Below are 16,667 nucleotides of genomic sequence, written 5' to 3'. Positions count from 1 at the left end.
CTTACACAACGAAAGAGGCCGAAGCCTCTTCATGTTTTATCAATTCCATTTCTTCCATTTGCCGTTCGACAATGTATAGACAAAGGCCGACTCACCGATCCCGACCCACCTGTAATCACCGGCGCCGGGAGAGATCACGATCAGCGTCTCAGGAGACTTGGCATCCAGCTGCTGCCAGCTGCCATCTATTTTTTCCATAATCCCCTGATCTGTTGCGACAGCGAGGATTCCGCTCGTTCTGTCCACCGTGAGCGAATATACCTGCTGGGCATTCGGGACGACTTCTGTTTTCCACTGCCCATCTTCATGATAGAGAAGGTTGAATTGGGCAGCCACATACAGGCGGTTTTCCATCGGATCGTAATCCATCGCATACACTTCCTGATCAAGCGGCAGCCATAGGCTCCACTCGTTGCCCCCGTTCGACGACTGGTAAATCCCCTCACCCGTTACAAATGCGAACAGGCGGATCTGATCGCCTTCCCGAATGCCTGCAAAGCTGCGGATTTCGGCAGGCTCAGGCAAGCCTTTCCCCAATTTGGCCCACTTCTTCCCGCCGTCAGTCGAGCGCAGCACACCGTTGTTTCCAGCGGCAAAAATGTGCTGGGGATTATTCGGATCGACAAACCAGCCTGTCACGTCCTTCTGCTCAAGCTCGGGAGACAATAGTCCCCAGACTCCTCCGCCTGCCGAATGATAAAGTCCGGCATGTGTTCCTACCCAGATGTGCTGGGCATCCGGAGTCATGGATAAGTTGTGTACGACCTCGCCCTTTTGCAGAACATCCTGATAGGTCAAATCTCCGGGCAGAGCCGCGGCAGTTACGGGCGGCTGTATCGGCTTGCTCCGCCCGCTTTCGCCGCAACCTGCCAAAAGTGCCCCTGCCATCAAGATCATTCCCCATCGCAGCAAGCCTTTCATGCCGACTACACCCCTTCCCGTTCTCTCCCACTAGCCAGGTCTTATCCTTGACTCTCCAGCAATTCTCTAAAGCCTGCTTCATCCATGACAGACACTCCCAGCTTTTCCGCTTTCTCCAGCTTGGAGCCTGCCTTTTCACCGGCGATGACCAGGTCCGTTTTCTTGCTCACGCTGCCCGTCACCTTTCCGCCCAAACGGGCAATCGCTTCTTCGGCTTCCTGCCGCGTCATCGTCGCAAGCGTACCAGTCAATACGACAGTCTTGCCGGAAAGCGGCAAATCCGCTCCAGCCTCGACACGAATGCCTTTGTAGCTCATATTGACACCGGCAGCCTTCAGCCGCTCGATTACCGCCTGGGCCTGCGGCTGGCGGAAGTAGCCTACGATGCTGGACGCCATTTTCGGTCCGATCTCATCAATCACGGTCAAATCTTCTTCGTTTGCGGCCATGATGCCGTCCATCTCGCCAAAGTGCTCGGCAAGTACGCGCGCCGCCTTGGCACCCACGAGGCGAATGCCCAGTCCGAAGAGCAGCCGCTCCAGGGAATTTTCCTTGCTGGTCTCGATGGCGGTAAGCAGGTTGTCAACCGACTTTTCCCCCATCCGCTCCAGCCCGAGCAAAACGTCGCGCTGCTGGTGCAGATAGTACAGGTCGGCTACGCTGCGGATGATGTCCTTTTCAAAAAGGGAAGCGACGACCTTTTCTCCCAAGCCCTCGATGTTCATCGCCTGACGGGAGACAAAATGAATGATGCCTTCGCGGATTTGCGCCGGACACATCGGATTGATGCAGCGGAGCGCCACCTCTTCTTCCAGGCGCACCAGCTCGCTGCCGCACTCAGGGCAGTGCGTGGGCATTGCAAAAGGCGTCTCGCTTCCGTCGCGTCTCTCTGGCAGGACAGCGATAATTTCCGGGATGATGTCGCCTGCTTTTTTGACCATGACATGGTCGCCGATCAACAGTCCCTTTTCCCGGATGATGTCCTCGTTGTGCAGCGAGGCCCGCTTTACCGTGGTGCCAGCCAGACTGACCGGCTCCAAAATCGCGGTAGGAGTAACCGTGCCAGTGCGTCCGACAGATACTTCGATCCCTTTCAATACGGTAATCGCTTCCTCTGCCGGGAATTTGTACGCCACCGCCCAGCGCGGGCTTTTCGCCGTAAAGCCAAGCTCCTGCTGCTGAACGTAGCTGTCTACTTTAATGACCATACCGTCGATATCGTATGCGAGCTGCGGTCGTTTTTCCACCCAACTGTTCACAAAATCAATCACGTCATCAATGTTGTCAAATGTGCGCCGTTCTTTATTTACTTTGAAGCCGAGCGACTCCAACAGATCCAGCCCTTCGCTGTGGGACTCGACATCGACTCCCTGCAAATCGCCGATGGCATAGATGAAGGTGTCCAACTGGCGGGAAGCCGCAATCCTCGGATCGAGCTGACGAAGCGATCCGGCTGCGGAGTTGCGCGGGTTGGCAAACAGGGCTTCTCCGCGTTCCTCCCGTTCCTTGTTCAGCTTCTCAAAGGCTGCACGCGGCATAAACGCTTCACCGCGCACCTCGATAGTCACTGGGCGGGTCAGCCGGAGCGGAATCGAACGGATCGTCCGCAGATTTTGCGTAATATCCTCGCCTGTCGTCCCATCGCCGCGAGTCGCTCCCTTGACAAATACTCCGTCCTCATAGTGCAAGGAAATCGCCAAGCCGTCAATCTTTAATTCGCAGACATAGCGGACGTTTTGATTGCCTACCGCCTGGCGCACACGGCGGTCGAAATCGCGCAAATCCTCCTCGCCAAAGGCATTGCCCAGGCTGAGCATCGGCGTTTTGTGAACCACTTTTTCAAAAGCGGCCAGCGGTGCGCTGCCCACCCGCTGCGTCGGAGAATCGGGCGTGACCATGTCGGGAAAAAGGTCTTCCAAGCCTTGCAGTTCCCTTACCAGATTATCGTATTCCTGGTCGGTAATTTCCGGGCGGTCTTCTGTATGATACAGACGGTTGTGATGCTCAATTTGTTTCCGCAATTCAAGAATTCGTGCTTCCGCCGTCAATCGATCCATTTCGTTCATCCTTTGCTATTCCGTATCAAGCCCGAGCGCTTCCCGGGCAAATCGCTTTCGTGATTCAGCTTGCTTGCAAAAGATTCTGTACCGTATAGAATACTATCCCCGCTCGATCGGAGCAAATTTTGCCAGCAGCTTTTTGATTCCGGTCGGACTCGGGAAAGCGATATCCAGCTCCGTATCGTCTCCGCTTCCTTTCACCTTGACGACCGTACCGGTGCCCCACTTGCCGTGCTTTACCTTGTCGCCTACCTTCCAATCGATGCCGGAGCCGCCGCCATGGCCTTGCAATTTGGTCGGAGCGGCCATGGCCGGACGGGAAAAGGCAGAGGTGCCTGTAGTGCCGGTGCGTTGTCCAAAAGCGGACTTTGTCCCCGCATCCGCCTGACCCGCTCCATAGCGGCCAAACCCGTCTCGCTGGCCGTAACCGCGCTGTCCAAAGGAGCCTCCCTGCATCCCGCCTGATTCTTGAACAGGGCTTCCTTCCAACAGCTCGGCAGGAATCTCCTTGAAAAAGCGCGAGGGCGCATTCACATTGGTACGGCCAAACAAGGTCCGCATCCGCGCCGATGTCAAATACAGCCGCTCCTCGGCCCGGGTAATCCCTACATAGGCGAGGCGTCTTTCTTCCTCCATCTCCGCGTCGTCGAACAGCGAACGGCTATGAGGGAATACGCCTTCCTCCATTCCCGCCAGAAAGACGACCGGAAACTCCAGACCCTTGGCGCTGTGCAGCGTCATCAGGACGACCTGGCCTTCAGCGGATACCTCCTCCTCGGTCTGGCCGTCATCCGACAAAGTGTCAATGTCGGCTACCAAAGCGAGGTCGGTCAGGAAGGCAAGCAGGCTCTTGTCCTCGTTCTTCCGCTCAAACTCCTGGGTAACGGACAAAAGCTCCTCGATGTTCTCCAGCCGCGCCGCGGACTCCAGCGTTTTTTCTTCCTTCAGCATCTCGCGGTATCCGGTTCGCTTCAGCACTTCCTCCACCAGCTCGGTCACGGACAGATAGTCGGTCATCTGCATCAGGTTGGTGATCAGGTCATTAAATGAAAGGATCGCATTGGTCGTGCGTGCCGGCAGTCCCATATAGCCCGCCTCCTGGATCGCGCCGTACAGGGATTGGCCATGGGCATTCGCGTAAGCCTGCAGCTTTTCCACTGTCGTATCGCCGATATTTCGCTTCGGCACATTGATAATCCGCGTCAGGCTGATGTCGTCATCCGGATTGGAGATCACCCGCAAATAAGCCAAAATGTCTTTAATCTCTTTGCGGTCGTAGAACTTCGTGCCGCCCACGATGGTGTAAGGGATATTCGATTTGATGAACACTTCCTCGACCACGCGGGACTGGGCGTTGGTCCGGTAAAGGACGGCGAATTTGTCGTACCGCTTGTAAATGGGCATCTGCTTGCGGATCGTATCTACGATGAAATACGCTTCGTCGTGCTCGGAATCCCCCTGGAAGCAAGTGATTTTTTCCCCTGCCTCGTTTTCCGTCCAGAGCTTTTTCTCCTTGCGCATGACGTTGTTTGCGATCACCTGGTTGGCCGCCTGCAAAATCGTTTTGGTCGAGCGGTAGTTTTGCTCCAGTTTGATCAATTTCGCTTCCGGATAATCCTTTTCAAAGTTCAAAATGATGGATATATCCGCCCCGCGCCACTTGTAAATGCTCTGGTCGGCATCCCCGACGCAGCAGACGTTGCGGAATTTGTCCGCGAGCATGGAGATGAGCATGTACTGGGCCCGGTTCGTATCCTGATACTCATCGACATGGATGTAGCGGAATTTCTTTTGGTAGTATTCGAGAACCTCCGGCACTTCCTTAAACAGCCGGACAGTTGTCATGATGAGGTCGTCAAAGTCCAGGGACTGGTTGTTTTTCAGTTTCTTTTGGTACAGCTCGTATACCTTCGCGACGACCATCGAGTAGGCATCTCCGGCAAGATTCGAGTAACGGATTGGATCTGTCAGCTCGTTTTTGGCCCCGCTGATCGCCGCCAGGAGGCCGCGCGGCTCGTACTGCTTCGGATCTATGTTCAATTCTTTCAGACATTGCTTGATAACGGACAGTTGATCGCCGGCGTCGAGGATCGAGAAGCTCCGGTTTATGCCCAGACGGTCAATATCTTTTCGCAGGATGCGGACGCAGAGCGAGTGGAATGTAGAAATCCAGGTGTCCTCCGCTTCGCGGCCGATGATGGCGGCCACGCGGTTCTGCATCTCCCTGGCCGCCTTGTTGGTAAAGGTAATCGCCAGAATGCTCCAGGGGGCCACGCGCTTTTCCTGGATCAGATAGGCAATCCGTTGGGTCAGCACCTTGGTCTTGCCGCTGCCTGCACCTGCGAGTATAAGAACCGGCCCTTCTGTTGTGAGGACCGCTTCCCGCTGCTGCGGATTTAGTCCGGCGATAATTCGGTCAACTGTAGACATATGTATAACTTCCACCTTTCCTGCCTCTCAAAACGCTCCCGAACGAAAGCATATGTTCCTATTTTCTCACAGATCGAGGGAGAGTTCCAGTCAAACCAGAGGAGGGATTGCTGGCAAACAGAGTAAACATTTGAAGTCTTACCCTGCAGGCTCGCGGCCGGGCAAAAGCGGCTCATACATCATATACGCGCGGTTTTCCGCAATAAACTCGTCTCCAATCAGTTCGCCCTCCAGGTCATACACGCGCCGGTACAGAAGGTTGCGGCGTTCGTAGCCGCCCCAGAGCCCTGGAGTGATCGCGTGTTTCTTTTCATATACTTCGTATCGCCGCGTCGGCGGGTACTCGCCCAGCCACTCTCCGACGAGGCAGCCACCCCCAAGCGAAAGACGCAACTGAAAGGCCTGGTTCGTCTGATTGGCAATTTGAAGATCGAGGTAGTTGTAAAAACACGTCGCTCCGCTGCCAAATGGCTGCGTGCGGCTCGCGTCAGGAAAGACGTCGTAGCTGTGCCGGTGGCGCTCTGTCACGGTAAGGGGTGTAAACAGCGTCATCCAATAGATCAGGTTGGACAGCTGGCACAAGCCTCCCCCCACACCAGCCAGCACCTGCCCATGCGACAGCAGCATCCCTTCCAGATACCCTTTGCGCCGCGTCGGCTTTCCGATCAGCTTCCAGTACGAGAACGTCTCTCCCGGACGGACGACGATTCCATCCAATCGCTCCGACGCAATGCGGAGGTTCGTTACTTTGTTGTGCTGCATCCACATCTCGACGTTTTGCAGTTGCCTTAGCAAAGGGGTCTGATGATGTTTATGCAGGCAAGGAAGTCTCTCCGGTTTTCTCAGTCTGGCATACTTTTTTCGGCCAAAGAGCCATTCTCTATAACGTTTGATGCGGTAATAGCAGATACCCGCTGCCAATCTCCAGCGGCTGCGCTTGATCGGTCTCATGGAGCCCCCTCCTTTTTTGTTGATGAACAGGTTCAAAAGACCTGCATCCCCCCTATCTTCCGTCATGCCAGCAGCATGAGAGTTTAGGCTATAAGGATGATTTTTCCAAACCGTGTAGATTTGAGGGAAGACTTCGTGTAAACTGGAACTCAGCAGAATATTTTGAATATTGTGATGGAGAACAGGAGATTCGCAGTATTCCATTCAGCTTACACGCTGGGGGGAATCTGTGATTTTTTGTTTTTGGGGCCCCGAAAACACCATCGCATATTCCAGCCTGCAGACCATGCTCCCTCTTTTCTTTGTCATCGCCTGTGGGAGCCAAAAAACGTCGAGGAGGAGATTTACATGATTCGCTTGGGAAAAACGTTGATGGCCGCAGTACTTGTTGCCGGATTGCTCCAGCCGCTGGCAGCTGTGGCAGCACCCAATGAACATGCCCACCGCGTAGACACCGTCGCCCACCGTGGCGCTTCCGGCTATGCACCCGAGAACACCATGGCGGCGTTTCGCAAGGCAGTGAAAATGAAGGCTGACTACATCGAAATCGACGTGCAAGTGACAAAGGACGGGCAAATGGTCGTCATACACGACAATACCGTGGACCGCACTACCGACGGCACCGGAAAAGTGAAGGATTTGACCTTTGAAGAAATCCGCGAGCTGGATGCTGGCAGTTACTTCGATCCGGAATTTGCGGGCGAACAAATCCCCACTTTTGAAGAGGTGCTCGATGAATTCCGCGGCAAAACCGGCATCTTGATCGAATTAAAATCTCCTGAGCTGTATCCGGGCGTAGAAGAGATGGTAGCGGATGCCTTGCGCGAGCGAAACATGGACAAGCCCGCAAATAACAAGATCATCGTGCAATCGTTTAACTTCGACTCGATGAAAACATTCCACGAGCTTTTGCCGGACATTCCTGTCGGCGTTTTGACCAACAAGCCAGAGCAGTTGACCGATGAGATGCTCGACGAATTTGCCACTTATGCAGATTATGTGAATCCCAGCCTGAAAATGTTTTCCCCGGAATTGCTGGAACGCGTGCGCGAACGCGGAATGAAAATGTCGGTCTGGACCGTGCGGAAGCCGGAAGAAGCGGAACCGCTGCTGGACGCCGGCGTTGACGGCATTATCACGGATTACCCGGATTACGTGCCGCGCAACAAGCACAAGTAAAACCTGTTCAAAAGATCGTTCATTTGTCTGAACGCGCCTGTTTGTCACGGAAGACAGATTGAATCGAGCGCGTCAGCCGATTATACGGCCTTAGTCCTTGTACACATGGACGCAAGGCCGTTTTCATTTTGCATGGAGCGAAACATGCATGCTTCCAATTTCAAACACATGCTCCCCAACAAAACAGGAGAGACCCGTTTCTGAGTCTCTCCTGCTGAACACACTATGCCTGTTTCCAACTACAGCCCTTCCGCCTACCTTTTCACAGCGCGAACGGTAGACAAAGCCGCCTGCAAGTCTTCGTAAATCACATTGCCCACGACAATCGTATCAGCCAAGGCCGCCATTTCCGCTGCCTGCTCCGCCGTCCGGATGCCGCCGCCGTAAAACAGATGCGCTTCCCCGGCGCCGCTTTTGCATGCCCGGACTACAGCCGGATCTCCATAGGCCCCGCTGTACTCCAGATAGACAATTGGCAGGCGGCAAATTTTTGCGGCTGTCTGCGCATACGCCTTGGCTTCCGCAGCGCCTTCTATCGGGCGGGCTTTTGTCAGTCTGGCAACACCCGAATCAGGGTTGGCTACCAGATAGCCTTCGGCAATGATCTCGTCCCAATGTATGTACTGGCCGAAAGCCTTGAGGCCGCTGACGTGCGGGGCAAACAGCCAATCTGCATCCCCCGCGTTGATCACCAGCGGAATAAAATACGAATCGAAGCCGGGTACAACCGCATCCAGCGAAGAGATTTCCAGGACTGCAGGTACCGCATAACGCCGGATCCGAGACATCAGCTCAAGCGTGTTGTCATATGTCACGCCATAGGTGCCGCCGACAATAATGGCATCCGTACCGGATTCGCATAAAGCCTCCAGCTCATCGTCTCCGATGGTTTTATCCGGGTCCAGTTTAAAGGTATGGCGCCAACTGCGATAATCAATCAACGGTGCTGCCTCCTGCCTATTTTCCGATCCGCTCAAGCGCCAGCTGATAACCGTCGTTGCCGTAGTTCAAGCAGCGCTTGACGCGTGAGATGGTCGCCGTGCTCGCTCCCGTCTCCGCTTCGATCTGATTGTAGGTGTAGCCCTTGCGCAGCATGCGTGCCACTTCCAGACGCTGTGCGAGCGACTGCATTTCATTGATGGTGCAGAGATCATCAAAAAACTGATAGCACTCTTCCATCGTCTCCAAGGAAAGAACGGCCTCAAACAGCTGCTCGATCCCTTTTCCTTTTAGTTTTTCCAATTGCATCAGGATCACCCCGTCATAGGGAAGTTTTTTCACTGTAAAATTTTTAAGCGTTAAAGCTTACAAGATTATCTTAGAAGAAACAGGGCCACCCTGCAAGCCCCTATTCTCCGAAACCTATTCAAACTTGAGGTAGCTCGTCATCGCCGGGGCATTCGGCACGATCGAAACCCATGTATTGCCGCGCAAAAGCGGCACTTCCTTGGTCATGGAAGCGTCCTCGTAAGCCCGGATGACGCCGCCAGCCCGCTTCCATTTGATTTTTTTCGCCTTGCCCTGCTGGAACAGATATCCATCTCCCGGACCGACGACGTCCACCTGACGGCGGCCTTCACTATCCAGCACGCGATGCTTTGCGGCAATGACCAGCAGATTGGTCGTCGAGAGCTGCTCGTCTGTCGTCAGATCAAGATGCGGTTTGCCCTCTGTAAGCCGCATGTACTTTTTCTTTTCTGCATCGTAAACAAAGCCTGCTTTGTTGAGCGAATGAAAGACGAGATCGACCTTTGTCGCCGGCTCCCCTTCCGTGATCTCGGCATCTTCCGGCAAAAACGGAAAGTACGGCAGCTCGCCTGTCATGCGAATGCCTTTGTCCAGCATCGCCTGCTCAATCAGCTCCGGTTTGGTATACAGATTATGCGGGGCGTGGCGAAACTTCTCCCGCCAAAAATAGCGGCCGTTGGGAATTTCGTCGAGGTGGCTGTAATCGGAACGAGCCAGCGTGTTGAGCGCATCCGGACTGCCGCCGGCATGAACCAGCATGGCATCGATCCCAACTCCAAGCTGAATAAAATAGGGACGGATGCTGCGCACCGGTCCGATCACTTCCGGCCTTTGACTGTGGAAAACGGCGAGAAGGCGGGTCATTTCCCCTTCTGCCAGCACTTCGTATACCAGATCCGCCTTGTTAATCCCTGATTGCGGGCGTGCCTGCGGTGCATTGTTGATCATGACCATAATCGGCCGCTGGTCCAGCCTTGTCTGGCTGCCCAGGCCGGTAAACGGCGCAGTGTAAGGAAGCTTTGGCGGTTCCGCCGAGGGCGGCTGCACAATCGGAGCGGGCGGCTGCTCGGGCTGCGGCGTCGTGTCAGCCGGTTTGTTCGAACACGCTGCAAGCAGCGCCAGAGAAAGCAACATGAGAGTTCGTGTGATGCGTCTTTGCATGAAAGCGCTCCTTTCCGGTTTTCTCTCGCACCCTCTTTTTTTCTCTGAAAGGAAAACAGAATCCTGCTTCCACACGTTTTCCACGATTCTCATACGCCGCTCCCACACATCCGGCCCGCGACTGTGCTACAATTTATGCAAACTCAGATGAAAAGCGAGGAAGAAGCCATGCAAACTCCCTACCTCGTCTATCTGGTAGATGACGAAACCAGCCTCTTGGAGCTATTGCAATCGTATCTGCAAAACGCCGGTTTTCAGGTTCGCGCGTTTCAAAGCGGCGCCGAGGTTCTCCCCGTCCTGGAAGAACCGGAGCAGCCCCATATATGGATTCTCGACATCATGCTCCCGGACATCGATGGCTATGAGCTGCTGCGCCTGATCCGGGGCAAATCCGACGTGCCCATCGTCTTTATTTCCGCCCGTGATCAGGACATGGACAAAATCATCGGGCTTGAGCTGGGTAGCGACGATTATCTCGCCAAGCCGTTTCTGCCGCGTGAACTCGTCATTCGCGTGCAAAAGCTGCTGCAGCGCACCTATGAAAAAGGAGGGGCCGCAGTCCCTGCTCCCATTCAGGCTTCCTACGAGGACTGGGTGACGATCGGGCCGTACCAGATCTCCGAAAAGGGACGGCAGGTAAAAGAAAACGGGAACCAGATCGAGCTGACTACTAAAGAATTTGAGCTGATCGTCTACCTCCTCCACAATCAGGGCCTGGCGCTCAATCGCGAGCAAATCCTGACAGCAATCTGGGGAGAGGACTACATCGGTTCCGATCGGGCTGTGGACGATCTGGTCAAGCGCATCCGCAAGAAAATGCCCAAGTTTCCGCTGGAGACTGTCTATGGCTTCGGCTACCGGATGACCCGCACATGAGCAAATTCCGACTGAAAAACCTGCCGCTCTCCCGGCAAATCCTTATCCTGTTCATGCTCTTGACCAGCGTGCTGGGGATCGGAGTCGGGATTGTTTTTCCTTTTGCCGTCAAGCAGTACCTGGTCAACAATACGTATTCGCTTCTGGAGCAGGAGTTTTACACCCTGTCCGACCACATCTCCTTTAACGAGCACAACGAGCTGTTACCGGTACCGGCAGCCGCCCCTTACTTTTTGCAGGTGCTGCTGTCTCGTTATGAATACTCGTTTGACATGATCGTCTTTTCGACCGACGGCGTAGAGCTGGGCAGCCGCATTACGGAGAGGGAACGGTTTTCCTATAACGACGCGGCCGCACTCTACAAGAAAGCGGCCTCCTATCCCGGCAACAAGCTCCAGCACGGGACCCTGGAGCGCGGGGGAGAAGACTATCTGTTCGTCAGCAGGCTGATGGACTACCACGGCTTTCCCTACTATATGGTGCTGTTCTCCAAAGAACGCGAGCTGAATCAAATCAACTCGCTGCTGACCAGGCAGTTTCTCATGATCTTTGTCGTGCTGCTCCTGATCAGCTGGCTGCTGGCCGTCTGGTTCAGCCGCTACCTGAGCAAACCGCTCCGATCGCTGGACGAATCCTGCCAGAAAATCGCCCGGCGACAGTTTGATACGCCGCTCACGCTGGATCGCGGGGACGAGATCGGCCAATTGGCGCGCTCCTTTGAAACGATGAAGGATCAGTTGAAGGAACACGACGAATCTCAGCGCCATTTTGTGCAAAATATTTCCCACGAGCTGAAGACACCGATCATGGCGATACAAGGCTACACGCAGGGCTTGCTGGAGGGAGTCTTCCAGGGCCCGCAGGCGGAAAAAGGATTGCAAACGATCATGCAGGAAAGCAAGCGACTGGAAAAGGTCGTGGGACAGCTCTTGTACTTGACCAAAATCGAATCCGTCTCGCAAATGATGCAGATGGGCAGAGTCGATGTGACGGAGATGTTTCAATTGCTGGAGCAGCGGCTCTCCGTGCTGAACCCGGACATTTCCTGGCAGCTTGATCTGCCGCCCGCCCTCATCCTCGAAGGCGATGGCGAGCAGTTGAGCACTGCCTTTGTCAATATCCTGGAAAACCAGCTGCGCTACGCAAAAAGCCGGTTGGTCGTGACCGGCCGGCAAGCGGACGACAGGGTCGTCATCACCATCGCAAATGACGGTCCGCCGATCGAAGAAGCTCTGCTCCCGCAACTGTTCCAGCGGTTCCGCAAGGGGAAATCGGGCAAGCACGGACTCGGTCTGGCCATCGCCCGCGCTGTCTTTGAAGCCCACAAAGGCAGCATCGCTGTCCGCAATGAAGCGGAAGGCCCCTGCTTTACGATTACGCTACCCGTAAAGAGATAGCAAACCAGCAGAAAAGCTCCGGACCTCCCGGAGCTTTTTGGCCTTTCATTTATTTTGGGTCTTACATTTATGTAACCGGGGGCGGCCGAGTTGTTTTTGCATGGAATAATTCTATTTTATCGTTTTGTATTTTTTTATTATTTCAACTAGAAAGAATATTCGTTGACGCGGCCACTATCAGTTGATATGTTTATAAAAAATATATATTATTCACAAATTACTTGGGGGTCTCATTGTGAAAAAGAAAACGATGCTCTTACTCTCCGCTCTACTGACCAGTTCGCTCGTTGCCGGATGTGGTACGGGCGGCGGCGGGAATACCGCTTCGTCACCTTCCACCGCTCCATCTTCTGCTCCATCAGCTCCGTCTTCCGAAGGAGGGGCCGGAGGCGGAAGCTCGAACGTGATCAAGATTGCCACCCAAAGTCCGTTGTCCGGAGCCCAGTCGCTCGAAGGCGACGGCATCAAGCTCGGGGCGCAAATGGCCGTGCAAGAGCGTGCCGAAGCGTTTAAAAAGCTTGGTTTTGAGATCCAGCTCTTCCCGCAGGACGACCAGGCAGACCCGAAAATCGGCGTATCCAACGCGGAAATGCTGATTTCCGACCCGGACGTGTACGCGGTGGTCGGCCACTACAATACAGGCGTCGCCATCCCGTCCTCTGTCAAGTATGAAGAAGGCAAGCTCGCAATGATCTCCCCTGCAAATACCGGGGTCGAGCTGACGGAAGCGAACAGAAAGAGCGTAAACCGGCTCGTCGCTCGCAACGACCAGATCGCTCCTGCCGCAGCCAAATACGCAAAAGACAAGTTGGGAGCCGCAACGGTCTACCTCGCTCACGACAAAACGGCCTATGGCCAAGGCTTGACCGACGAGGTCCGCAAAGCATTCAAGGACCTGGGGGTAACCGAAGTCGGCTACGAAGGGGTCACCGCAGGCGAAAAGGATTACAGCGCAATCGTCAACCAATTGGTGGCGAAAAAGCCCGATCTTGTCTTCTACGGCGGCATGTACGCGGAGATGGGCATCATCGCCAAGCAAGCCCGCGAAAAGGGCTTCACCGGCAAATTCATGGGCGGCGAGGGATTGGAGTCGGCGGATATGTATAAAATCGCCGGACCCGCTGCGGAAGGGATCGTTTATGCGACTGTCGTAAGCGACATCCGTTCGCAGGAGCAAGGCAAGCAATGGGTAGAAAAATTCAAGGCAGCCTTCAACAAAGAGCCAGGCGCGTTCTCTCCTTTTGCTTATGACGCTACACTGGTCGCCTTGAACGGAATTGAAAAGGCGATTCAAGAAAACGGGGGCAAAAAGCCTACCCGCGAGCAGGTCATGAATGCAATCCGCGCCACGAACGAGTTCAGCGGTCTGTTTACAAAGGTCACCTTTGACGAAAAAGGCGACAACAAGCACTCCCAGGTTTACATCTATCAATACGGAAAAGAAAAAGCCGAATTTTTGGGCGAAGCAGGAAATTAAGGGGACACACGAAAAAGCACCTGTCTTGAAAAAAAAGACATGGTGCTTTTCTTTTTTTATGGAACGAAACGGCCCTCTGCCGCCAAAACTAAACCCCTCATCCTTGTCGCCAGGATGAGGGGTTTGTCTGTTATCATCTTTCAGCAGTCTTACCAGAAGCGCCGACCGGACTGTTATCAGCATCTTTCGATCAATCTCGCCAAGAGAGCCGACCGGACTGGGATCTGGTCGATCTCGATGAACTCGTCCGGGGAATGGGCATAGCCCCCTTTGGCCCCCAGCCCGTCAAGCGTCGGGACACCGCATGCGGCAGCAAAGTTGCCGTCGCTGACACCGCCCGTACCGGACTCCTCCAGCTCGATCCCGATTTCTTGCTCGGCAATGCTTTTTGCCAAAGCGAACAGCCTGCCGATCTTGTCTGTCCTCTCCATCGGCGGTCGTCGCATGCCTCCGGTCACGGTCAGGCGGGTACCGGGAAGACTCGGCTGCAAGGAGTGGAAAAGCTGTTCCATCTGCCTTGCAGCCTCCAGCGTCATCACCCGTACATCCACCTCTGCCTCGGCAAAGTCCGCCACGACATTCGAGCCGATTCCTCCTTTGACAAGCCCGACATTCACCGTCGTGCCCACCTCGTAATCGGTAAAGGTATGCAAGTATTGAATGATCCGGGACATCTCCTCGATAGCCGATACCCCTTTGGCGTGATCGACACCGGCATGCGAGGAGACCCCGTGCACGCGAAGCTGGAAGTGGGCGCTCCCCTTCCGCCATGTTTTGAGAGCGCCGTGCGGTTCTGTTGGCGGCTCCAGAACAAAGCTGGCTACCGCCCCTTCCGCCTCCCGTTCTACCAACCGTCGCGAGGTCGGACTGCCGATTTCTTCGTCGCTGTTCAGAAGGAGAACGACCTGCTTGTCAGCGGGGAATTGCCCCAGCTCCTGCAGGGCCCGCAAAGCGTAGAACGCCTGCAGTACGCCTGCCTTCATGTCGTACACGCCGGGGCCGTACGCTCTGCCATTTTTTATCGCAAATGGCCTGCGGTCCGCCTCTCCCTCCGGCCAAACGGTATCGTAATGTCCAATGACGAGCACCCGCTTCTCGCCGTTTCCGAGCACACAGCGCAGCTGATCTCCATACTGTTCATTGGCGATACGCTCCGCTTGCCCGCCTGTCAGCTCGACAAACCTTTTGCCAAACCAGTCTGCCATCCGGTCCCCCAGCGCTTTGCTGCGCGAAGGCGAATCCATATTGACACACTGCCTGAGATCCTCGATCAATTGCTGTTGATACTGTTGCAATAATAAGTGAATGTCCATTGTGCCTCTTCCTTAGTGGGATTGAGAATTGAGTCCAAACAGCCGTTCCAGTCCGTACACCTTTTCCAGGATGACGATAAACAAAAGACTGAGCAGGATGACCACTGAAGAGATGGACGCAACCAAAGGATCGAGCGTCTCCTGCATGTAGGTGAAAATAGCCAGCGGCAGCGTTGTCGTGTCAGGCGCCACTAAGAACAGGGATACCGTCACGTTGTCAAAAGAAGTCAAAAAGGAAAAAATCATCCCTGACACAATAGCCGGACGCAGCAGAGGCAGGGTAATGTCCCAGAACACCCGCAGCGGACGCGCTCCCAGCATGTAGCCCGCCTTCTCCAGCGTATAGTCAAACGTGCTTAATCCGGTCAACACGAGACGAACGACATACGGAATGGAAATCAGTATATGCGCAAGCAGCAGCCCGGTAAACGTACCGGCTATCCCGATACGCGTAAAGAACAGCAGCGCGGCAATCCCGATAATGAGCGATGGAACGGTCAAAGGAGACAGCAGCAGGCCGTTGATGATTCCTTTTCCGCGAAACTTGTATCTGTGCAGGGCCATCGCTGCCAGCGTGCCGATCAGGGTTGCCAGCACAGCGGTGATGGCCGCGAGCTTGATGCTGAACCAGAACGATTCGATAAATTCCGGCCGTTCGAGAATCATCGTGTACCACTGCCAGGAAAAGCCTTCGGGAGGAAAAGAGAGATATCCCGCCGCGGTAAATGAACTCGGTATGATAACCAGAAACGGCAGGTTTACCAGGATGAGTACAAAAAAGGTGATAAGGCCAAGCGGTTTCAGTTTTGTCATGACGAAAACACCTCTTTGTATCGCTTGGTCTCAATCAGCCTGGTGTAGAGAGTCACAAGCAAAATCGTACTGCCCAAAAGCAGAAATGCCAGCGCCGCTCCCAGCGGCCAGTTCAGCGTAGCCATTATCTGTTCATAAGCAATTACCGGCATGACTTTCACCGACGTTCCCCCCATCAGTGCAGGTGTGACGAATGCGCTCATGGACAGGCTGAAAACGAGTGTCGTCCCGGCGACAAGCCCCGGCAGACTGAGCGGCAGCGTCACGGTAAAAAAGGTCCGCACCCGGGATGCCCCGAGGATCGAGGCGGCCTTGGACAAGGACGGATCAATCGCATACAGGCTGGTCGCAATCGCCAGTACCATATAGGCGATAAAGGAGTCCGTCAGACCGATTACGACGCCTAGCTCGTTGTACAGCAACCGGAGCGGCTCTTTGATCAGTCCGAGCGCAAGCAAAACCTCGTTGATCCAACCCTTTTCCCCGAGCACGACCACCCAGCCGAAATTGCGGATGACGACACTGATCAGGTGGGGAGCGAGGATCAGCATGGTCACGATGCCCCGCATCTTTCCCGTCGCCTGAGCCATAAACATCGCCACCGGAAAGCCGAGGACCAGCGAACAGAGTACGGTCCAAAGGCTGACCCGTATCGTCCTCCACATGATCTCCGCATAATACGGGTCCTTTGCAAACAACAAGTAGTTTTCCACGCTGAAGGCTTGCTCGTCATTTTGAAAGCTGAGCAGCAGCATGAGCAGCATCGGGAGAAGAAAGACGCCGAGCAGAACGATCATGCTCGGTGCCGTCAAAAGAAGAATCGACAGCCTTTTGTTCATCG

The 16,667-nt window shown here is 54.7% G+C and carries 14 protein-coding genes; 4 read left to right on the top strand and 10 right to left on the bottom strand.

The window, feature by feature from the left end; genetic code table 11:
* Nucleotides 1-39: 39 nt before the first annotated feature.
* From NSQ24_RS04355 to NSQ24_RS04340, 4 genes are all read right to left on the bottom strand, one after another.
* Nucleotides 40-921 (bottom strand): hypothetical protein, encoded by an 882-nt coding sequence (locus NSQ24_RS04355; protein ID WP_003389401.1) that lies wholly within the window; start codon nucleotides 919-921, stop codon nucleotides 40-42.
* 41 nt (nucleotides 922-962) lie between these two features.
* Nucleotides 963-2,978 carry an NAD-dependent DNA ligase LigA gene (gene ligA / locus NSQ24_RS04350; RefSeq protein ID WP_122957583.1) on the bottom strand — a complete coding sequence of 672 codons (2,016 nt, stop codon included), beginning with the start codon at nucleotides 2,976-2,978 and terminating at the stop codon, nucleotides 963-965.
* 102 nt (nucleotides 2,979-3,080) lie between these two features.
* Nucleotides 3,081-5,411 (bottom strand): DNA helicase PcrA, encoded by a 2,331-nt coding sequence (gene pcrA, locus NSQ24_RS04345; RefSeq protein ID WP_024983561.1) that lies wholly within the window; start codon nucleotides 5,409-5,411, stop codon nucleotides 3,081-3,083.
* A gap of 138 nt (nucleotides 5,412-5,549) precedes the next feature.
* A complete protein-coding gene (locus NSQ24_RS04340; protein WP_227277826.1) occupies nucleotides 5,550-6,362 on the bottom strand; it encodes a VanW family protein in 813 nt (270 codons plus the stop codon).
* Nucleotides 6,363-6,710: 348 nt separating this feature from the next.
* On the opposite strand from NSQ24_RS04340, the gene NSQ24_RS04335 reads away from it, so the two are divergent.
* Entirely contained in the window at nucleotides 6,711-7,541 is an 831-nt protein-coding gene (locus NSQ24_RS04335) for a glycerophosphodiester phosphodiesterase (RefSeq protein WP_227277827.1), read from the top strand.
* Between the two features lie 254 nt (nucleotides 7,542-7,795).
* Here NSQ24_RS04335 and NSQ24_RS04330 read toward each other — a convergent pair whose 3' ends face one another.
* The 3 genes from NSQ24_RS04330 to NSQ24_RS04320 all read right to left on the bottom strand — a co-directional run bounded on the left by NSQ24_RS04330 (nucleotide 7,796) and on the right by NSQ24_RS04320 (nucleotide 9,950).
* Entirely contained in the window at nucleotides 7,796-8,482 is a 687-nt protein-coding gene (locus NSQ24_RS04330; protein ID WP_003389408.1) for a heptaprenylglyceryl phosphate synthase, read from the bottom strand.
* 16 nt (nucleotides 8,483-8,498) lie between these two features.
* Nucleotides 8,499-8,789 carry a YerC/YecD family TrpR-related protein gene (locus NSQ24_RS04325; protein WP_003389409.1) on the bottom strand — a complete coding sequence of 97 codons (291 nt, stop codon included), beginning with the start codon at nucleotides 8,787-8,789 and terminating at the stop codon, nucleotides 8,499-8,501.
* Between the two features lie 114 nt (nucleotides 8,790-8,903).
* Nucleotides 8,904-9,950, bottom strand: coding sequence for a DUF3048 domain-containing protein (locus tag NSQ24_RS04320; protein ID WP_031932046.1), 1,047 nt, complete (start codon nucleotides 9,948-9,950; stop codon nucleotides 8,904-8,906).
* A 168-nt stretch (nucleotides 9,951-10,118) separates the two neighbouring features.
* On the opposite strand from NSQ24_RS04320, the gene NSQ24_RS04315 reads away from it, so the two are divergent.
* The 3 genes from NSQ24_RS04315 to NSQ24_RS04305 all read left to right on the top strand — a co-directional run bounded on the left by NSQ24_RS04315 (nucleotide 10,119) and on the right by NSQ24_RS04305 (nucleotide 13,700).
* The gene (locus NSQ24_RS04315) at nucleotides 10,119-10,826 is read left to right on the top strand and encodes a response regulator transcription factor (protein WP_003389411.1); all 708 of its coding nucleotides are present in this window, start codon (nucleotides 10,119-10,121) and stop codon (nucleotides 10,824-10,826) included.
* Nucleotides 10,823-12,223, top strand: coding sequence for a HAMP domain-containing sensor histidine kinase (locus tag NSQ24_RS04310; protein ID WP_003389412.1), 1,401 nt, complete (start codon nucleotides 10,823-10,825; stop codon nucleotides 12,221-12,223). The genes NSQ24_RS04315 and NSQ24_RS04310 overlap by 4 nt, the downstream gene beginning before the upstream one ends.
* 235 nt (nucleotides 12,224-12,458) lie before the next feature.
* Nucleotides 12,459-13,700: a branched-chain amino acid ABC transporter substrate-binding protein gene (locus NSQ24_RS04305; RefSeq protein ID WP_031932045.1), complete on the top strand. Its 1,242-nt coding sequence runs from the start codon at nucleotides 12,459-12,461 to the stop codon at nucleotides 13,698-13,700.
* Between the two features lie 176 nt (nucleotides 13,701-13,876).
* Here the strand turns inward: NSQ24_RS04305 and NSQ24_RS04300 are convergent, their stop codons facing one another.
* From NSQ24_RS04300 to NSQ24_RS04290, 3 genes are read right to left on the bottom strand one after another with little or no spacing between them, the layout of a single operon-like run.
* On the bottom strand, nucleotides 13,877-15,013 hold the full coding sequence (locus NSQ24_RS04300; protein WP_122957581.1) for a M20 family metallopeptidase: 1,137 nt from the start codon (nucleotides 15,011-15,013) through the stop codon (nucleotides 13,877-13,879).
* A 12-nt stretch (nucleotides 15,014-15,025) separates the two neighbouring features.
* Entirely contained in the window at nucleotides 15,026-15,826 is an 801-nt protein-coding gene (locus NSQ24_RS04295; RefSeq protein WP_003389417.1) for an ABC transporter permease, read from the bottom strand.
* On the bottom strand, nucleotides 15,823-16,665 hold the full coding sequence (locus NSQ24_RS04290; RefSeq protein WP_003389418.1) for an ABC transporter permease: 843 nt from the start codon (nucleotides 16,663-16,665) through the stop codon (nucleotides 15,823-15,825). The genes NSQ24_RS04295 and NSQ24_RS04290 overlap by 4 nt, the downstream gene beginning before the upstream one ends.
* Between the last annotated feature and the right edge of the window lie 2 nt (nucleotides 16,666-16,667).

Source organism: Brevibacillus sp. FSL L8-0520, assembly GCF_037963895.1.
GTDB lineage: Bacteria > Bacillota > Bacilli > Brevibacillales > Brevibacillaceae > Brevibacillus > Brevibacillus borstelensis.
The sequence above is the reverse complement of the archived record's forward strand: the minus strand, read 5'-3'. Positions and strand labels throughout refer to the sequence as shown.